We start from the raw sequence: 15614 nt of genomic DNA on the forward strand, positions 1-15614 counted from the left end.
CCCTTCGGCGGCGGCTTCAGACCGGGACCATCCTCTGCGATCGCCCTGCCGCAAGGGGGAGGGGACACCCGTGACTTATCGGGAGCGGGGGCTGCGGCGCCGTGACACGAACCCGCCAATCCAACGCGAAACGGTCTGAGCCATGTCCGAGGGCGCGGAGCAGGAAGACAAGACCGAGGACCCGACCCCGCGGCGCATCGAGAAGGCCATCGAGCAGGGCAACGTCCCCAACTCCATCGAGATCAACACGTTCTTCATCCTGGCGGCCTTCACCCTCGCGCTGGTGATGGCGTCGGGGTCCATCGCCCGCGACCTCGTGGCCGGCATGCGCGGCTTCCTCATGAACGCCCATGCGGTCCCGTCGGACCCGCACGTCTATGCCGCCATGGGCCTGCGCACGATGATGATCTACGCCCAGGCCCTGGCCGTCCCCATCGGCCTCGTGGTGGTGGCGGGCCTCGCCGCCGGCCTGATCCAGCACCCCCTGGTGTTCTCCACCGAGGCCATCGGCCTCAAATGGGAGCGGGTCTCGCCCATGGCCGGCGCCAAGCGCATCTTCGGCATGGAGGCCCTGTTCCAGTTCATCAAGGGCCTGGCCAAGCTCGCCATGGTGGGCATCGTCGGCGGCACCATCCTGTGGGGCGAGCGCGACCGCCTCGAAGTGTTCGTCCGCCTCGATCCGTCGGCGACCCTGGCGGCGATCCTGTCCCTGTGCCTGAAGCTCATGGGCGGCATGCTGGCGGTGTTCGTCGCCATCGCGCTGGGCGACGCCGTCTATCAGCGCTTCAAGTGGCGCCAGAAGCTGCGCATGTCCAAGGAGGAGATGAAGCAGGAGCACAAGGAGAGCGACGGCAACCCCGAGGTGAAGGGCCGGATGAAGCAGATCCGCGCCCAGCGGGTGAAGAAGCGCATGATGGCCGCCGTGCCCACCGCCACCGTCATCGTCACGAATCCGACCCACTACGCCGTCGCCCTGCGCTACGAGGCCGGGATGCAGGCGCCGATCTGCGTCGCCAAGGGCGTCGATTCCCTCGCGCTGCGCATCCGGGCCATCGCCAAGGAGCACGACGTGCCGGTGCTGGAGAACCCGCCGCTGGCCCGCGCCCTCCACGCCACCGTCGACATCGACGAGGAAATTCCCGCCGAGCATTACCGGGCGGTGGCCGAGGTCATCGGCTTCGTCATGCGCCTGCGGCGCCGGGCGGCGTAGGACGAACGCCACGGTTTATGCACCTCTTTCACCGTAATCTTTCGAAAGCCGTGGCGGGATGACCCTTGCCGCACGGGCGGGCCGGGCGCTAACCGGGTGTCACAAGACAGGTGGATCGACCCGGGATGGCTGAGTTCAGCGGACCAACCAAGGCCGCGCCGAACGCGATCGACCGGTCCGAGCGGCCCGGCCGCGTCGGGCTGCTCCTCGTTCTCGCCGGACTCCTCGTCGGCGCCGCCGTCGGCCTGTCCTTCGTCGCCAACGAGCAGGCCCAGCCGCTCATCCTCGGCCTCCTGGCGCTCCTCGCCATGGCGGGCGTGTTCTGCCTGTTCGCCCTGGCCATCGGCGCCCTCCAGCTCGCCGGCCAGACCGGGCGCGACGACATCACCAAGGCCATCGTCGACGCCTCGCCCGAGGGCACCATCGTGGTGGAGGAGGGCGGCCGGCTGATCTACGCCAACGAGGCCTACCTGCGCATCGCCGGCGGCGAGACCTTCGCCAACCTGCGCCCCGTGGAGCGGGTCTTCGTCGGCTCGCCGGAGGTGTCGGAGGCCGTGTACCGCCTGGCCCAGGCCGCCCGCGAGGGGCTCGGCCACGGCGAGGAGATCCGCATGGCGCCACCCCCCGACGGGGCCGGCGACCGGGCCTTCGCCTGGTACCGCATCGCCGTGCGCCCCATCGACCGGCCGCGCCGGTCCGCCGCCCTGTGGAGCGTCTCCGACATCACCCACGAGCGCGAGCGCCAGGAGAACGTCTTCCAGGAGCTCCAGCACGCCATCGACTACCTCGACCACGCGCCGGCGGGCTTCCTCTCCATCGATCCGGCCGGGTCCGTCGTCTACATGAACGCGACGCTGGCGGCCTGGCTCGGCTACGACCTCGCCACCGTCGGTTCGGGCGGCCTGCGCCTGCCCGAGATCGCGCCCGGCGCCGACGTGCTCACGGCCACGGGCGGCCTGCCCGGGGAGGTCCGCACCGACCGGTTCGACCTCGATCTGCGCCGGCGCAACGGCCATCCGCTCCCGGCCCGGCTCTACCACCGCGTCGCCTTCGGACAGGACGGCCGGCCCGGCCCGTCGCGCACCATCGTCCTCAACCGCTCGGCCGGGGCCGAGACCGACGAGCCCCAGCGCGCCGCGGAGGTGCGCCTCGCCCGCTTCCTCAACAACAGCCCCATCGCCATCGCCACCGTGGACCACGGCGGCCACATCGCCCGGGCCAACGCCTCGTTCGCGCGCCTGTTCGGCGGCACCCCGCGCCAGGCCATGCCGGACGGGCAGGGCAGCCTGGAGGCCGAACCCACGGTCTGCGACGCCCTGGTGGAGCGCGACCGCGCCGCCCTGGAGACGGCCCTCGCCAAGGCCGCCGAGGGTCTGGCCGCCATCGAGCCCATCGAGGTGATGCTGACGGGGCCCGGGAACCGCTCGGCCCGGGTCTGGCTCAGCCCGGCCGGCGTCGAGGGCGCCGCCGAGGGCGGCCGCCCGGACGAATCCGGCGACCGCGAGCGGGTGATCCTCTACGCCCTCGACACCACCGCCCAGCGCCAGCTCGAGCAGCAGGTGGCCCAGGCCCAGAAGATGGACACCGTCGGCCAGCTCGCCGGCGGCATCGCCCACGACTTCAACAACGTCCTGCAGGCGATCATCGGCTACTCGGACCTGCTCCTGGCGAGCCACCGGCCCACGGACCCGGCCTTCCAGGACATCATGCAGATCAAGCAGAACGCCAACCGGGCCGCTAGCCTGGTGCGGCAGCTCTTGGCCTTCTCCCGCCGCCAGACCCTGCGGCCCGAGGTGATGAGCGTTGGCGAGGCCCTGTCCGACCTCACCCTGCTCCTGAAGCGGCTGCTCGGCGAGCGCGTCGACCTCGACCTCAAGCACGGGCGCGAGATCTGGCCGATCAAGGCCGACGTGAACCAGTTCGAGCAGGTCATCGTCAACCTCGCGGTCAACGCCCGCGACGCCATGCCGGAGGGCGGGCGCCTGCTCATCCGCACGGCCAACGTGGTCCACGACGCCACCCCGGCGGAGGCCCGCCTCGGCATGCCGGCGGGCGACCACGTCCTCATCGAGGTCAGCGACACCGGCCAGGGCATCCCGCCCGACGTCATGGAGAAGATCTTCGAGCCGTTCTTCACCACCAAGGAGATCGGCAAGGGCACCGGCCTCGGCCTCTCGACGGTGTTCGGCATCGTCAAGCAGAGCGGCGGCACCATCGACGTGCGCTCGACGGTGGGCGAGGGCACCACCTTCCGCATCTACTTCCCGCGCCACGAGCCGGTGGCGGAGCCGGAGCCCGCGCCGGACCTCGTGGCGGGCAGCACCACCGCGGAGGTCGCCGCCAAGCGGCTCAAGGGCACGCCCGAGCTCGCCGGCCCGTCGCCGCGCAAGCCGGCGCCCGACCACACCGGCCAGGGCGTCATCCTCCTCGTGGAGGACGAGGACCCCGTGCGCGCCGTCAACAGCCGCGCCCTCTCGGCCCGGGGCTACACGGTGCTGGAGGCGGCCTCGGGCCTCGACGCCCTCAAGATCATCGAGGACAAGACGCAGGTCATCGACCTCGTCGTCTCCGACGTGGTGATGCCCGAGATGGACGGGCCGACGCTGCTCCGCGAACTGCGCAAGCACCACCCCGATCTCAAGGTGATCTTCGTCTCCGGCTACGCCGAGGATGCCTTCCGCAAGAACCTCCCCGACGGCGAGGACTTCAACTTCCTACCCAAACCCTTCAGCCTGAAGCAGCTCGTCGAGACGGTGAAGGAGACCATCGCCCGCTGATCTTTTGCGGAGCGTTTTTTGCGGCGTTCGCGGGAATCCGTGGGCGCCGCCCTTGCATAATGAGAACAAAACAAGTACATCAATCGTCATCCAGGGCGCATTGAGCCTTGCTCCCACCCCATGCATAAGGATGCCGACGAATGGCCCAGCCCGCGCTGAAAGTTGTGGACGCTCCCATGGTGGACAAGGACAAGGCGAAGGCGATCGACGCCGCGCTGTCGCAGATCGAGCGGGCCTTCGGGAAGGGCTCGATCATGCGGCTGGGCAAGAACGCCCAGGTGGCTGAGGTGGAGGTGGTCTCCACCGGGTCCCTGGGCCTCGACATCGCGCTCGGGGTCGGCGGCCTGCCGCGCGGCCGCGTCATCGAGATCTACGGCCCGGAATCCTCGGGCAAGACCACGCTGGCGCTGCACACCATCGCCGAGGCCCAGAAGAAGGGCGGCGTCTGCGCCTTCGTCGACGCCGAGCACGCCCTCGACCCGATCTACGCCCGCAAGCTCGGGGTCCAGCTCGACGACCTGCTGATCTCGCAGCCGGACACCGGCGAGCAGGCGCTGGAGATCACCGACACCCTGGTGCGCTCGGGTGCCATCGACGTCCTCGTGGTCGATTCCGTGGCGGCGCTGACGCCCCGCGCCGAGATCGAGGGCGAGATGGGCGACAGCCAGCCCGGCCTCCAGGCCCGGCTCATGAGCCAGGCCCTGCGCAAGCTCACGGGCTCGATTTCGCGCTCGAAGTGCATGGTCATCTTCATCAACCAGATCCGCATGAAGATCGGCGTCATGTACGGCTCGCCGGAGACCACCACGGGCGGCAACGCCCTGAAGTTCTACGCCTCCGTGCGCCTCGACATCCGCCGGATCTCGACCCTGAAGGACCGCGACGAGGCCATCGGCAACCAGGTCCGCGTCAAGGTGGTGAAGAACAAGGTCGCCCCGCCGTTCAAGCAGGTCGAGTTCGACATCATGTTCGGCGAGGGCGTGTCGAAGGTCGGCGAGCTCATCGACCTCGGGGTCAAGGCCGGCATCGTCGAGAAGTCGGGCGCCTGGTTCTCCTACAACAGCCAGCGCCTCGGCCAGGGCCGCGAGAACTCCAAGGGCTTTTTGCGCGACAACCCGGACATCGCCACCAAGATCGAGGCCGCGATCCGCCAGAATTCCGGCGTCCTGGCCGACAAGATCCTCGACACGGCCAAGCCCACCGAGGACGATCTGGACGAGGGCGAGGCCTGAGTTCCTGCCGCATGTCGCTTGAATGAGAAAAGCCGCCGGGTCCGTGACCCGGCGGCTTTTTGTTTGTTCAGACCTCAACGACCTGCAGTGGCGTCCGACCTCACGTTCATTGCCCGGCGCCCAGACGATAAGCCTTGATCGAACGCGACGATCATTACATCATCATACTCATGTAATGAGGGGCTGAGATGGCGACCACCTTGAACGTACGCAATCCGCGGGCCCACGAACTCGCCCGGGAACTCGCCCAGCGCCGCCGGACCGGCATCACCGAGGTCGTGATTCAGGCCCTCGAGCATGAACTCGAGCGCGAGCGTTCCACCACTCCGCTCGCCCAGCGCCTCACGGCCCTCGCGGATCGCGCACGGTCCAAGGCGGGCCCGAATCCACGTCCCGTCACGGAGGCGGATCGCGACGCCCTTTGGGAGCGCTGAGTGTTCATCGACACATCGGCGTTCGTGGCCATCGTCTGCGGCGAGTCCGATGCCGACATCCTGGCCACCTGCATCGAGCGCGCCGAGCGATGCTGCACCTCGCCGATGGTGCGCCTCGAAACCTGCATGGTCCTGGCGACCCGCCTCGATCGCGACCCCGTCGAGGTCCAGGCGGATTTCGATGCGTTCCTCACGGAAGCCGGCATCACCGTCCTGCCCATCGACGACGGCATCGGCCGAGGCGCCGTCGAAGCGTTCCGGCGCTACGGCAAGGGCCGCGGCCACCCCGCGCAGCTCAATCTCGCCGATTGTCTCTCCTATGCCTGCGCCCGCGCCGCACGGGCCCCGATCCTCTTCAAGGGACGAGATTTTACCCACACGGACCTGACAAGCGCGCTGTAATCGGCAGCATGGCACCTCCGACGACCGGCGACACTGTCCGAGACAGCACGGGTTTCCCCCCCTTGTGGGAGGGCGATCGCAGATGGCATTTGGGGACCGTTTGACGTCCCGCAACGCTGTGTCATCCCGGGGCCGCGCAGCGGAACCCGGGAACCAGAACCACCGGTTTTGCAAGGTTTTGCGCTTTCGGCGGTTCTGGATTCCGGGTTCGCCTGCGGCGCCCCGGAATGACACCGGTGGTCATCTGCGATCGCCCTGCCCTTGTGGGGAGGATTAGGGGTGGGGGTGGCTCCGCCAGCCTCCGCAGGTGACGGGCTCGCTCCCGCGATCCCTTCGTGGGCGCTGAGGGTCTCCCAACCCCCCCCACCTCCCACTCCTCCCCACAAGGGGGGGCCGCATCGCGCTGCGATGGGTGGGGATTACCCGTCGCGGGACGGAACCCGCACCCCTCGCGAAACCGCCCGTAATCGTCCGCGAAGCCTCAGCGCGACGCGAACTCCGCGTAGGCGTCGTCCCTGGCCAGCCGCAGGAGGTTCTGGCCGTAGGCGGTCTTGGCGAACAGGTTGCCGCGGGCGATGAGCTGTTCCTTGTCGATGAAGCCCTGGAGGTAGGCGATCTCCTCGAGGCAGGCGACCTGCAGGCCCTGGCGGTGCTGCAGGGTGCGGACGAACTCGGCCGCCTCCAGCAGGCTGTCGTGGGTGCCGGTGTCGAGCCAGGCGTAGCCGCGCGACATCCGCTCGACGTGGAGCTGGCCGCGTTCGAGGTAGGCCTGGTTGACGCTCGTGATCTCGAGCTCGCCCCGCGGCGACGGGGTCACGGCGGCGGCGATGTCGAGGACCTGGTTGTCGTAGAAGTACAGGCCGGTCACCGCCCACGGGCTCTCGGGCTCCGGCGGCTTCTCCACGAGGCGTAAGGGGCGCCCGGCCTTGTCGAGGGTGACGACGCCGTAGGCCGCCGGATTGTCGACGTGGTAGGCGAACACCGTGGCGCCGCTCGTGCGGGTCCGGGCGCGGGCGAGGAGCTCGCTCATGCCGTTGCCGAAGAACAGGTTGTCGCCGAGCACCAGGGCGACGTCGTCGGTCCCGACGAAGTCGCGGCCGATGACGAAGGCCTGGGCCAGACCCTCGGGGCGCGGCTGGATCGCGTAGGAGAAGCGCAGGCCGAACTGCTCGCCGGTGCCGAACAGGCGCTTGTAGTTGTCGAGGTGTTCGGGACTGGAGATGATCAGGATCTCGCGGATGCCGGCGAGCATCAGCACCGAGACCGGATAGTAGATCATCGGCTTGTCGTAGACCGGCAGCAGCTGCTTGTTGATCGACAGGGTGGCCGGGTGCAGGCGCGTGCCCGATCCGCCGGCAAGGACGATGCCCTTCATGCCCGAGTCTCCGTATTGGTGTGGACCGGCCCGACGAGCCGGTCGAGGATCGCGTCGAGGGCGGCTTCCCAGGGGCGCGGCACGATCCCGTAGGCGGCCGTGAGGCTCGCCGTCGACAGGCGGGAATTGGCCGGGCGCCGGGCCGGGGTCGGATAGGCGCTGGTCGGGATGCCGGTGACGGGGATCGCGCGGCCGCCGCGGGCGGCGGAGCCCGCCACGATGGCTTCGGCAAAGCCGCGCCACGTGGTCGCGCCGGCATTGACGCAGTGGAACGTGCCGGTGGGCGCATCGGCGTCCGACGCCAGCCGCAGGGCGATGGCGGCGCAGGTTTGCGCCAGATCCGTCGCCGAGGTCGGGCAGCCGTGCTGGTCGTCGACCACGGTGAGCGCGTCGCGCTCGGCCGCGAGGCGCAGCATGGTCTTCACGAAGTTGCCCCGGTGCGGGCTCACCACCCAGGCCGTGCGGAGAATCGCGTGGCGCGGATTGGCCGTGCGCACCGCCATCTCGCCCGCCGCCTTGCTGGCGCCGTAGACGCTGCGCGGGTTCACGGGGGCGTCGGGGGCGTAGTCGCCCGCCTCGTCGCCGGAGAAGACGTAATCCGTCGAGACGTGAACGAGGGGAATCTTTCGCAAGTGCGTGGCGGCGGCGAGGATCGCCGGCGCCAGGGCGTTGAGGCGCCACGCCGCAACGACATCGCTCTCAGCTTTATCGACGGCGGTGTAGGCCGCCGTGTTGATCACGGCCGCGTAGGGCTTGGCATCGAAGGTACGGGCCACGGCCTCGGCGTCGGTGATGTCGAGGGTCGCGCGATCCGGCGCATCGACCTGCACGCCGTCGGGCCAGGCATGGGCCCGCAGCTCGGTGCCGACCTGGCCGGCGCCGCCGAGGATCAGGACATCCATTCAGGACGCCTTCGCGGCGGATGATTGCGTCGCAGACGCCGGCGCGGCGCCGAGGCCGAGGCGCTCGCCGGTGTAGCGGCCCTCGCGGATCGGGCGCCACCACGCCTCGTTGTCGAGGTACCAGCGCACGGTCTCTTCCAGTGCCGTCTCGAAGTTCTTCGTCGGTGCCCAGTCGACCTCGGCTTCCGCCTTCGACGGGTCGATGGCGTAGCGGCGGTCGTGGCCCGGCCGGTCGGCCACGTAGGTGATGAGGCGGTCGTGCGGCGCGTGTTCGGGGCGCAGGCGGTCGAAGGCGGCGCACAGCCCCTTCACCACCGCGAGGTTGTTGCGCACGGAGCGGCCGCCGAGCAGGTAGGTCTCGCCGAGGCGCCCGTTCGTCAGCACCGCCACCAGCCCCTTGGCGTGGTCCTCCACGTGGATCCAGTCGCGCTCGTTGAGACCGTCGCCGTAGACGGGCAGGTTCCTGCCCTCCAGGGCGTTGAGGATCATCAGCGGGATGAGTTTTTCCGGGAAGTGGCGCGGGCCGTAATTGTTCGAGCAGTTGGTGATCAGCACCGGCAGGCCGTAGGTCTCGTGCCACGCCCGCGCCAGGTGATCCGACGCCGCCTTCGAGGCCGAGTAGGGCGAGCGCGGGTCGTAGCGGCTCTCCTCGGTGAAGAAGCCATCGGGTGGGAGCGAGCCGTAGACCTCGTCCGTGGAGACGTGGAGGAAGCGGAAGGCGGATTTCGCCGCGCCCTGGAGCGTATCCCAATAGGTCCGGGCGCCGTCGAGCATCACCTGGGTGCCGACCACGTTGGTGCGGATGAACTCGCCCGGATCGGTGATGGAGCGGTCGACGTGGCTCTCGGCGGCGAGATGCATCACCGCGTCGGGCTTGAACTCGGCGTAGAGGGCGTGGACCGCCTGCGGGTCGCAGATGTCGGCCTCGGCGAAGCGATGGCGCGGGTCCTCGGCCAGGGGCTGCAGGGAGATGGGATTGGCCGCATAGGTCAGGGCGTCGAGGGTCAGGACGTCGTGGCCCAGATCCTGAACCAGATGCAGGACGAGGGCGGAGCCGATGAAGCCGCAGCCGCCGGTGACCAGGATGCGCATGGGATGGAACGCTCTCTCGCGGAGTCGGATCGGGCTGGGCCCGGTTTCAGAACATCTCAGAACAGGGGTGGAAGCTCGGCCAGCCGCGGTGCGATCCTGTCCTTGGCCGACAGGTGCGCGTCGGCCTCGCCCACGGGCCAGTCGATGCCGAGGTCGGGATCGTTCCAGAGAAGGCCGCCGTCGTGCTCCGGACTGTAGATCCCGCCCGCGACCTTGTAGGCCACCATGGTGTCGGGCACGAGGGTACAGAAACCATGCCCGAACCCGATCGGAACATACAGCTGCTCGCCGTTCTCGGCATCGAGCCGGACGGCCACGTGCCGGCCGTAGGTCGGCGATTCGCGGCGCAGATCCAAGGCGACGTCGAGGATGGCGCCGGAGAGGACGCGGATGAGCTTGGCCTGGGCCATGGGGCGACGCTGGAAATGCAGTCCGCGGACGGTGCCTTGCGGCGCGGAGAAGGACTGGTTGTCCTGGATGAACACGTCGTCGATGCCGCCCGCGGCCAGGACGTCGGCCCGGTAGGTTTCCGAGAACCAGCCCCGCTCGTCCCCGAAGCGCTTGGGAACGACGCGCTTGACCGCGGCGATCTCCGTTTCGATCACCCGCATGGTGAATGCCTTCCGCAAAATCGAACCGTCCTAGGCCGGGGTTCGCGCCGGGTTGTCAAGGCTGGGACAGGACTTGAGCGGTTTCGCGGCGCGCTTGCCGAGGGCGTCGGGCCCGCGCTATGCCGCCCGCCCGCGCAGGGCGTTTCAAGGGAGATCGCACGATGACGACGACGAACCGGACGGCCTGCGCCTGGGCGGGCGCCGTTTTCCTCGGCCTCGCCGGGTCCGCCGCGGCCCAGACGACGCCCGACGCCAGCGGCCTGTGGCTGACGGAGACCGGCGGCTCCCGGGTCCGCATCGCCCGCTGCGGCGCGGGCTATTGCGGCACCCTCGCCAGCGTGTCCGGCCCCGGCCTCGACACCCAGAACCCCGACGCCGCCCTGCGGGGCCGCAGCCTCGTCGGCGTCCGGATCATGACCGCCGACCGCGCCAAGGGGGACGGCTTCGAGGGCGCGCTCTACAACCCAAAGGACGGCAAGACCTACGCCGGCAGCCTGACCCTCAAGGGCGCGGACGTGGTCGAGGTCTCGGGCTGCGTCATGAGCGTGTTCTGCAAGACCCAGACGTGGAAGCGGGTGAACTGAGCCGCCGCCGGCGGCGGGGCAGGGGGCCGTCGCGGGGACGGGCGGTGTCCCGCCGGTCCGCGTTTCGTGCGTCGCGGTGCCTCCGCGACGCCCCCGCACCGGCCTAGAGGAAGACCGTGCTGCCGACGGGAATGGACCTCAGGGGGCCCGGACGGGCACGGTCGGGGCCGCGGGCCCGCACCGTGCGGTTTCGGCCGCCGGCCTTGGCGGCGTAGAGGGCCGCGTCGGCGCGGCGGTACAGGTCCGCGGCCTCCGCGTCGCCGTCGCCCGAGGGCGCCGGACCGCCCGTCGCAGCCAGGCCGATGCTCACCGTGACGGCGTCGGTCCCGGCGGACCCGGCCGCGAGCCCCGGAATCCGGGCATCAAGTCCGGCGATCCGGGCGTGCACGGCCTCGGCGATGCGGAGGGCCGAGGCTTCGTCGGTCTCGGGCAGGAGCAGGGCGAATTCCTCGCCGCCGACCCGGCTCACGAGGTCGTCGGGGCGATGCACGCTTTGCGCCAGGCCCTGCGCCAGACCCTTCAGCACCGCGTCGCCGACGGCGTGGCCGTAGCGGTCGTTGTAGCGCTTGAAGTGGTCGGCATCGACGATGAGGAGCGCCAGGGGCCGGCCCGTGCGGCGGGCGCTCTTCCAGGTCCGCTGGAAGACCTCGTCGAACCGGCGGCGGTTCGGCAGCCCGGTGAGGGCGTCCGTGTACGACAGGTGGGCGAGTTCGGCCTGCATCGCCGCCCGCCGGTTCAGCTCGCGCCCGAACAGCAGCGACAGGCCCATGGTCAGGCCGCACAGGGCCAGGACCGTCGCGCCGAGGACGAGGGCCTTGGCCCGCCACTGCGCCTCGATATCCCCCGTCGCCAGGGCCACGTTGAGCACGAGCGGCAGGTCGCCGACCTGGGTGAAGGCGTAGTGGCGCTCGATCCCGTCCCGGACCGAGGTGCCGACGAACGTGCCGCTGCGCGCGGCGAGGAACCGCCGGAAGGTCGGGGCGCCGGCGATGTTCACGCCGATGTCCGTCGCCTCGTAGGGATAGCGCATGACCCGCGTGCCGTCGCGCAGGTAGAGGTTGATCGCGCCGTCGCGGCCGAGGCCGATCCGGTCGAACAGGTGCGCGAAGTAGCTGAGCTTCAGGCTGCCCAGCACCACGCCCCCGAACGTGCCGTCCGGTTTGGCGACGCGCCGGCTGAACGGCAGCATCGGCTCGCCGGTGAGGCGCGAGACGATGGGCGCGCCGACGAACAGGCCGAGGTCGGTCCGGTCGCGGTGGACCCGGAAGTATTCCCGGTCGGCGTAGCTGCCCTTGCGCGGCGGCACGGCGCCGATGTCCTCGGTGACCTGGCCGTTCTCGTCGATGACGAGCATCACGCCCATGTCCCGCGCGGTGGCGGCGCGGTCGAACAGGACGAGCTGGCGCAGGGCGGGGTCGAGGGCCCCGAGGCCGGGCGCGTGGAGGTTCTCGACGACGGCCCGGAGCGAGAGGTCGAACATCTCGGCGTTGCGGGCGATGTCGCGCTCGATGACCTGCAGCAGGTTGCGCGACGTCTGCTCGGCCTTGTCCCAGGCATCGCGGCGCAGGTCGAGCAGCATCAGACCGGACACGGCCAGCATCCCGAGGGGCGCCAGGATGCCGAGGACGATCCAGGTGCGCGCCGAGTGAACGTGACGCGCGAGGCGCGGCGGGAGGACCATCGGCGAGCGTTCCGGGCTTCGTCGTCGTGACCTGATGTCTGGCATGCCGAAACCTAATGGCACGCTAAAGCGCGCTCCACCGGACCGCCGCCCCGGTTTTCCCGCAGGACGTGTCGTCATCGGGCACGGTCAAGCCCGATGGTTTTATCATTTGATGTTTGGCGGCTCCCCCCGCGATACGGATTTCGACTTTCGCCGGACGCCGCGCGGGCCTCCGGATACCATCCTGGCCTCGCTCGAGCCGGGACGATTCAGGCGGATACGGACTCGGCCGGGCTCCGCGCGGGGGTCCCCATCGCCGAGGCGGCCGCGGGGTCGGCGGGCGGCTGCGCCGGGCATCGGCGCGCGGTCCGGCTCGGCCCCGCGACCGCGCCGACCGCAGCCTCGATCACCGCGCCTGAGAGCCCGGCCCCCCTGAAAGAGACCAGGGAGTCGGTCTCCCTGTGGCGGGTCATTCACGGCGGGATCATGCACCGGTGGGATCATGCCGAGCCATCGCGTACCCGGCCCCTCACCGGAGCCCGGTCGCCCGACGCCCCGTTCCGCGGCGCGATCTCGCGACGGAAGGCTTAAGAGCCGGCCACGGCCGCCCGGATCGCGTCCAGGGCCGCCTGCGCCCCCGTGCCCTCCGGGCCGCCGGCCTGGGCCATGTCGCGGCGACCGCCGCCGCCCTTGCCGCCGAGGTGGCCCGCGCCCGCCCGCACCAGGGCGACGGCGTCGAAGCGCTCGGTGAGGTCGGGGGTGACGCCGACGACGAGGCCGGCCTTGCCGTCCGGCGCGACGCCGACCAGGGCGACGATGCCGGAGCCGATGCGGGACTTGCCCTCGTCGGCGAGACTCTTGAGGTCGCGCATCTCGACGCCCTCGACCACGCGGGCCATGAGCTTGACGCCGCCGACCTCGGCGACCTCGTCGCCGCCCGACCCGGCCCCGCCCATGGCGAGTTTTTTCCGCGCGTCGGTGAGTTCGCGCTCCAGGCGGCGGCGGTCCTCGATGAGGCCGGACAGGCGCTCGGGCACGTCGGCGGGGGCGGATTTGAGCAGGCCGGCGATCTGCGCCAGGGTCCGGGCCTCCTCGGCGCGGAAGCGCCGCGCCGAATCCGCCGTCAGGGCCTCGATGCGGCGCACCCCGGCGCCGACGGCGCTCTCGCCCACCACGGAGACCTGGCCGATCTCGCCCGTGCGGGCCGCGTGGGTGCCGCCGCACAACTCCACCGAGAACGCCTTGCCGCTGCCCTCTCCGGGCAGGCCCATGGAGACGACGCGGACCTCGTCGCCGTACTTCTCGCCGAACAGGGCGCGGGCGCCCGACGCTACGGCCTCGTCCTGGGCCATGAGCTTCGTCACCACGGGCGTGTTCTGCAGCAGCACGGCGTTGGCGATGTCCTCCACGGCGCGGATCTCGGCCTCGTCGAGGGGTTTGGGGTGGCTGAAATCGAAGCGCAGGCGCTCGGCCGAGACCAGGGAGCCCTTCTGGGCGACGTGGTCGCCGAGCACCTGGCGCAGGGCCTCGTGCAGGAGGTGTGTCGCCGAGTGGTTGGCCCGGATGGCGGCGCGGCGGCCGCCCTCGACGGCGAGCTCGACGGCCTGGTTCAGGGACAGCCGGCCTTCGTCCACGGTGACGTGGTGGACGAAGAGGTCGCCGAGCTTCTTCTCCGTCGCGGTCACCCGCGCCTTGAGGCCGGCGGCCGTCAGCGTCCCGGTGTCGCCGACCTGACCGCCGGATTCGGCGTAGAACGGCGTCTGGTTGACCAGCGCGAGGCCGGTCTGGCCGGCCTCCAGGGTCTCGACCTCGGCGCCGTCGCGCAGGAGCGCCGTGACGATGCCCTCGGCGGCCTCCGTCTCGTAGCCCAAAAATTCCGTGGCGCCGGTGCGCTCCTTGAGGCCGTACCACACGGTCTCGGTGGCGGCCTCGCCGGAGCCGGTCCAGGCGGCCCGCGCGGCCTTGCGCTGGCGCTCCATGGCGGCCCCGAACGCGTCGGTGTCGACGCCGATGCCCCGCGCCTTAAGGGCGTCCTGGGTCAGGTCGAGGGGGAAGCCGTAGGTGTCGTAGAGGGTGAACGCCGTCTCGCCCGACAGGTTCTGGCCCTGCGCGAGGGTGTGGGTCTCGGCGTCGAGGATGGCGAGCCCCCGCTCCAGGGTGCGGCGGAACCGGGTTTCTTCGAGGCGCAGGGTCTCGCCGATGAGGGCTTCGGCGCGGGTGAGCTCGGGATAGGCCTGGCCCATCTCGCGCACCAGGGTCGGGACGAGGCGGTACATCACCGGCTCGCGGGACCCGAGCAGTTCGAGGTGGCGCATGGCCCGGCGCATGATCCGGCGCAGGACGTAGCCGCGGCCCTCGTTGCCCGGCAGCACGCCGTCGGCGACGAGGAAGGACGCGGCGCGCAGGTGGTCGGCGATGACCCGGTAGGAGGCGACGGTGCCGGGTTCGGGCGGGCGCCCGACGGCGTGGCTGACGGCGTCGATGAGGGCGCGGAACAGGTCGGTGTCGTAGTTGCTCGTCACCCCCTGGAGGATGGCGGCCATGCGCTCCAGGCCCATGCCGGTGTCGATGGAGGGGCGCGGCAGGGCGAGGCGGTTGCCCGGCTCCACCTGCTCGTACTGCATGAACACGAGGTTCCAGAATTCGAGGAAGCGGTCGCCGTCCTCGTCCGGGGAACCGGGCGGCCCGCCCTGGAGGCCCGGCCCCTGGTCGATGAAAATCTCCGAGCACGGGCCGCACGGGCCGGTGTCGCCCATCTGCCAGAAGTTGTCCGACGTGCCGATGCGGATGATCTTGTCGTCGGAGAAGCCGGCGATCTTCTTCCACAGCGTCGCGGCCTCGTCGTCGTCGGCATAGACCGTCACCAGCAGGCGGTCCTTCGACAGGCCGAACTCCTTGGTAATCAGGGTCCAGGCGAGCTCGATGGCCTGCGGCTTGAAGTAGTCGCCGAAGGAGAAGTTGCCGAGCATCTCGAAGAAGGTGTGGTGGCGGGCGGTGTAGCCGACATTGTCGAGGTCGTTGTGCTTGCCGCCGGCGCGGACGCATTTCTGCGCCGTGGTGGCGCGGTCGTAGGGCCGCTTCTCGACGCCGGTGAAGACGTTCTTGAACTGCACCATTCCGGCGTTGGTGAACATCAGCGTCGGGTCGTTGCGCGGCACCAGCGACGAGGACGGCAGCACCGTGTGGCCCGCCTTTGCGAAGTAGTCGAGGAAGGTCGACCGGATCTCGTTGACGCCGCTCATCGCTGTAATGACTCTGTCGGTTGGCCCTGCCGGGTCGGTGCGGGCCGCCCCGAAGGCCGGAGCGCCCGCGCAACGGCTCGCCGCAAGGCG

The 15614-nt window shown here is 70.4% G+C and carries 12 protein-coding genes; 6 read left to right on the top strand and 6 right to left on the bottom strand.

Features of this window, described 5'->3' with window-relative positions; all coding sequences use genetic code 11:
- The first annotated feature begins 142 nt into the window (after positions 1-142).
- The 5 genes from flhB (at position 143) to FV218_RS06815 (ending at position 6055) form a co-directional block, all read left to right on the top strand.
- Positions 143-1210 (top strand): flagellar biosynthesis protein FlhB, encoded by a 1068-nt coding sequence (flhB, locus tag FV218_RS06795; protein WP_056093104.1) that lies wholly within the window; start codon positions 143-145, stop codon positions 1208-1210.
- Positions 1211-1335: 125 nt separating this feature from the next.
- Positions 1336-3987 carry an ATP-binding protein gene (locus tag FV218_RS06800; RefSeq protein WP_147709172.1) on the top strand — a complete coding sequence of 884 codons (2652 nt, stop codon included), beginning with the start codon at positions 1336-1338 and terminating at the stop codon, positions 3985-3987.
- A gap of 140 nt (positions 3988-4127) precedes the next feature.
- Positions 4128-5219, top strand: a complete 1092-nt coding sequence (gene recA / locus FV218_RS06805; protein ID WP_056093099.1) for a recombinase RecA — start codon at positions 4128-4130, stop codon at positions 5217-5219.
- 188 nt (positions 5220-5407) lie between these two features.
- Positions 5408-5653, top strand: a complete 246-nt coding sequence (locus FV218_RS06810; protein ID WP_147709173.1) for a type II toxin-antitoxin system VapB family antitoxin — start codon at positions 5408-5410, stop codon at positions 5651-5653.
- The gene (locus FV218_RS06815; RefSeq protein WP_147709174.1) at positions 5654-6055 is read left to right on the top strand and encodes a type II toxin-antitoxin system VapC family toxin; all 402 of its coding nucleotides are present in this window, start codon (positions 5654-5656) and stop codon (positions 6053-6055) included.
- 481 nt (positions 6056-6536) lie between these two features.
- Here FV218_RS06815 and rfbA read toward each other — a convergent pair whose 3' ends face one another.
- Genes rfbA through rfbC form a run of 4 tightly spaced genes read right to left on the bottom strand, consistent with a single transcriptional unit; the run spans position 6537 to position 10035 of the window.
- Positions 6537-7430, bottom strand: a complete 894-nt coding sequence (gene rfbA, locus FV218_RS06820; RefSeq protein ID WP_056093092.1) for a glucose-1-phosphate thymidylyltransferase RfbA — start codon at positions 7428-7430, stop codon at positions 6537-6539.
- A complete protein-coding gene (gene rfbD / locus FV218_RS06825; RefSeq protein WP_147709175.1) occupies positions 7427-8332 on the bottom strand; it encodes a dTDP-4-dehydrorhamnose reductase in 906 nt (301 codons plus the stop codon). Before rfbD ends, rfbA begins: the two co-directional genes overlap by 4 nt.
- A complete protein-coding gene (rfbB, locus tag FV218_RS06830; protein WP_147709176.1) occupies positions 8333-9424 on the bottom strand; it encodes a dTDP-glucose 4,6-dehydratase in 1092 nt (363 codons plus the stop codon).
- 56 nt (positions 9425-9480) lie between these two features.
- Positions 9481-10035 (bottom strand): dTDP-4-dehydrorhamnose 3,5-epimerase, encoded by a 555-nt coding sequence (gene rfbC, locus FV218_RS06835; protein ID WP_147709177.1) that lies wholly within the window; start codon positions 10033-10035, stop codon positions 9481-9483.
- A gap of 161 nt (positions 10036-10196) precedes the next feature.
- On the opposite strand from rfbC, the gene FV218_RS06840 reads away from it, so the two are divergent.
- Entirely contained in the window at positions 10197-10619 is a 423-nt protein-coding gene (locus FV218_RS06840; protein ID WP_056093081.1) for a DUF2147 domain-containing protein, read from the top strand.
- Between the two features lie 103 nt (positions 10620-10722).
- On the opposite strand, the gene FV218_RS06845 is transcribed toward FV218_RS06840, so the two are convergent.
- Both FV218_RS06845 and alaS read right to left on the bottom strand, forming a co-directional pair.
- The gene (locus tag FV218_RS06845) at positions 10723-12300 is read right to left on the bottom strand and encodes a sensor domain-containing diguanylate cyclase (RefSeq protein WP_147709178.1); all 1578 of its coding nucleotides are present in this window, start codon (positions 12298-12300) and stop codon (positions 10723-10725) included.
- Between the two features lie 569 nt (positions 12301-12869).
- Entirely contained in the window at positions 12870-15524 is a 2655-nt protein-coding gene (gene alaS, locus FV218_RS06850; RefSeq protein WP_147709179.1) for an alanine--tRNA ligase, read from the bottom strand.
- Between the last annotated feature and the right edge of the window lie 90 nt (positions 15525-15614).

The sequence above is a fragment of the Methylobacterium sp. WL69 genome, assembly GCF_008039485.1.
In the GTDB taxonomy this organism is placed as follows: Bacteria; Pseudomonadota; Alphaproteobacteria; order Rhizobiales; family Beijerinckiaceae; genus Methylobacterium.

Excerpts from the sequence above, each read along its gene's own strand:
- flhB (WP_056093104.1), top strand. The coding sequence starts at position 143 with ATGTCCGAGGGCGCGGAGCAGGAAGACAAGACCGAGGACCCGACCCCG.
- FV218_RS06800 (WP_147709172.1), top strand. The coding sequence starts at position 1,336 with ATGGCTGAGTTCAGCGGACCAACCAAGGCCGCGCCGAACGCGATCGAC.
- recA (WP_056093099.1), top strand. The coding sequence starts at position 4,128 with ATGGCCCAGCCCGCGCTGAAAGTTGTGGACGCTCCCATGGTGGACAAG.
- FV218_RS06810 (WP_147709173.1), top strand. The coding sequence starts at position 5,408 with ATGGCGACCACCTTGAACGTACGCAATCCGCGGGCCCACGAACTCGCC.
- rfbA (WP_056093092.1), bottom strand. The coding sequence starts at position 7,430 with ATGAAGGGCATCGTCCTTGCCGGCGGATCGGGCACGCGCCTGCACCCG.
- rfbD (WP_147709175.1), bottom strand. The coding sequence starts at position 8,332 with ATGGATGTCCTGATCCTCGGCGGCGCCGGCCAGGTCGGCACCGAGCTG.
- rfbB (WP_147709176.1), bottom strand. The coding sequence starts at position 9,424 with ATGCGCATCCTGGTCACCGGCGGCTGCGGCTTCATCGGCTCCGCCCTC.
- rfbC (WP_147709177.1), bottom strand. The coding sequence starts at position 10,035 with ATGCGGGTGATCGAAACGGAGATCGCCGCGGTCAAGCGCGTCGTTCCC.
- FV218_RS06840 (WP_056093081.1), top strand. The coding sequence starts at position 10,197 with ATGACGACGACGAACCGGACGGCCTGCGCCTGGGCGGGCGCCGTTTTC.
- FV218_RS06845 (WP_147709178.1), bottom strand. The coding sequence starts at position 12,300 with ATGGTCCTCCCGCCGCGCCTCGCGCGTCACGTTCACTCGGCGCGCACC.
- alaS (WP_147709179.1), bottom strand. The coding sequence starts at position 15,524 with ATGAGCGGCGTCAACGAGATCCGGTCGACCTTCCTCGACTACTTCGCA.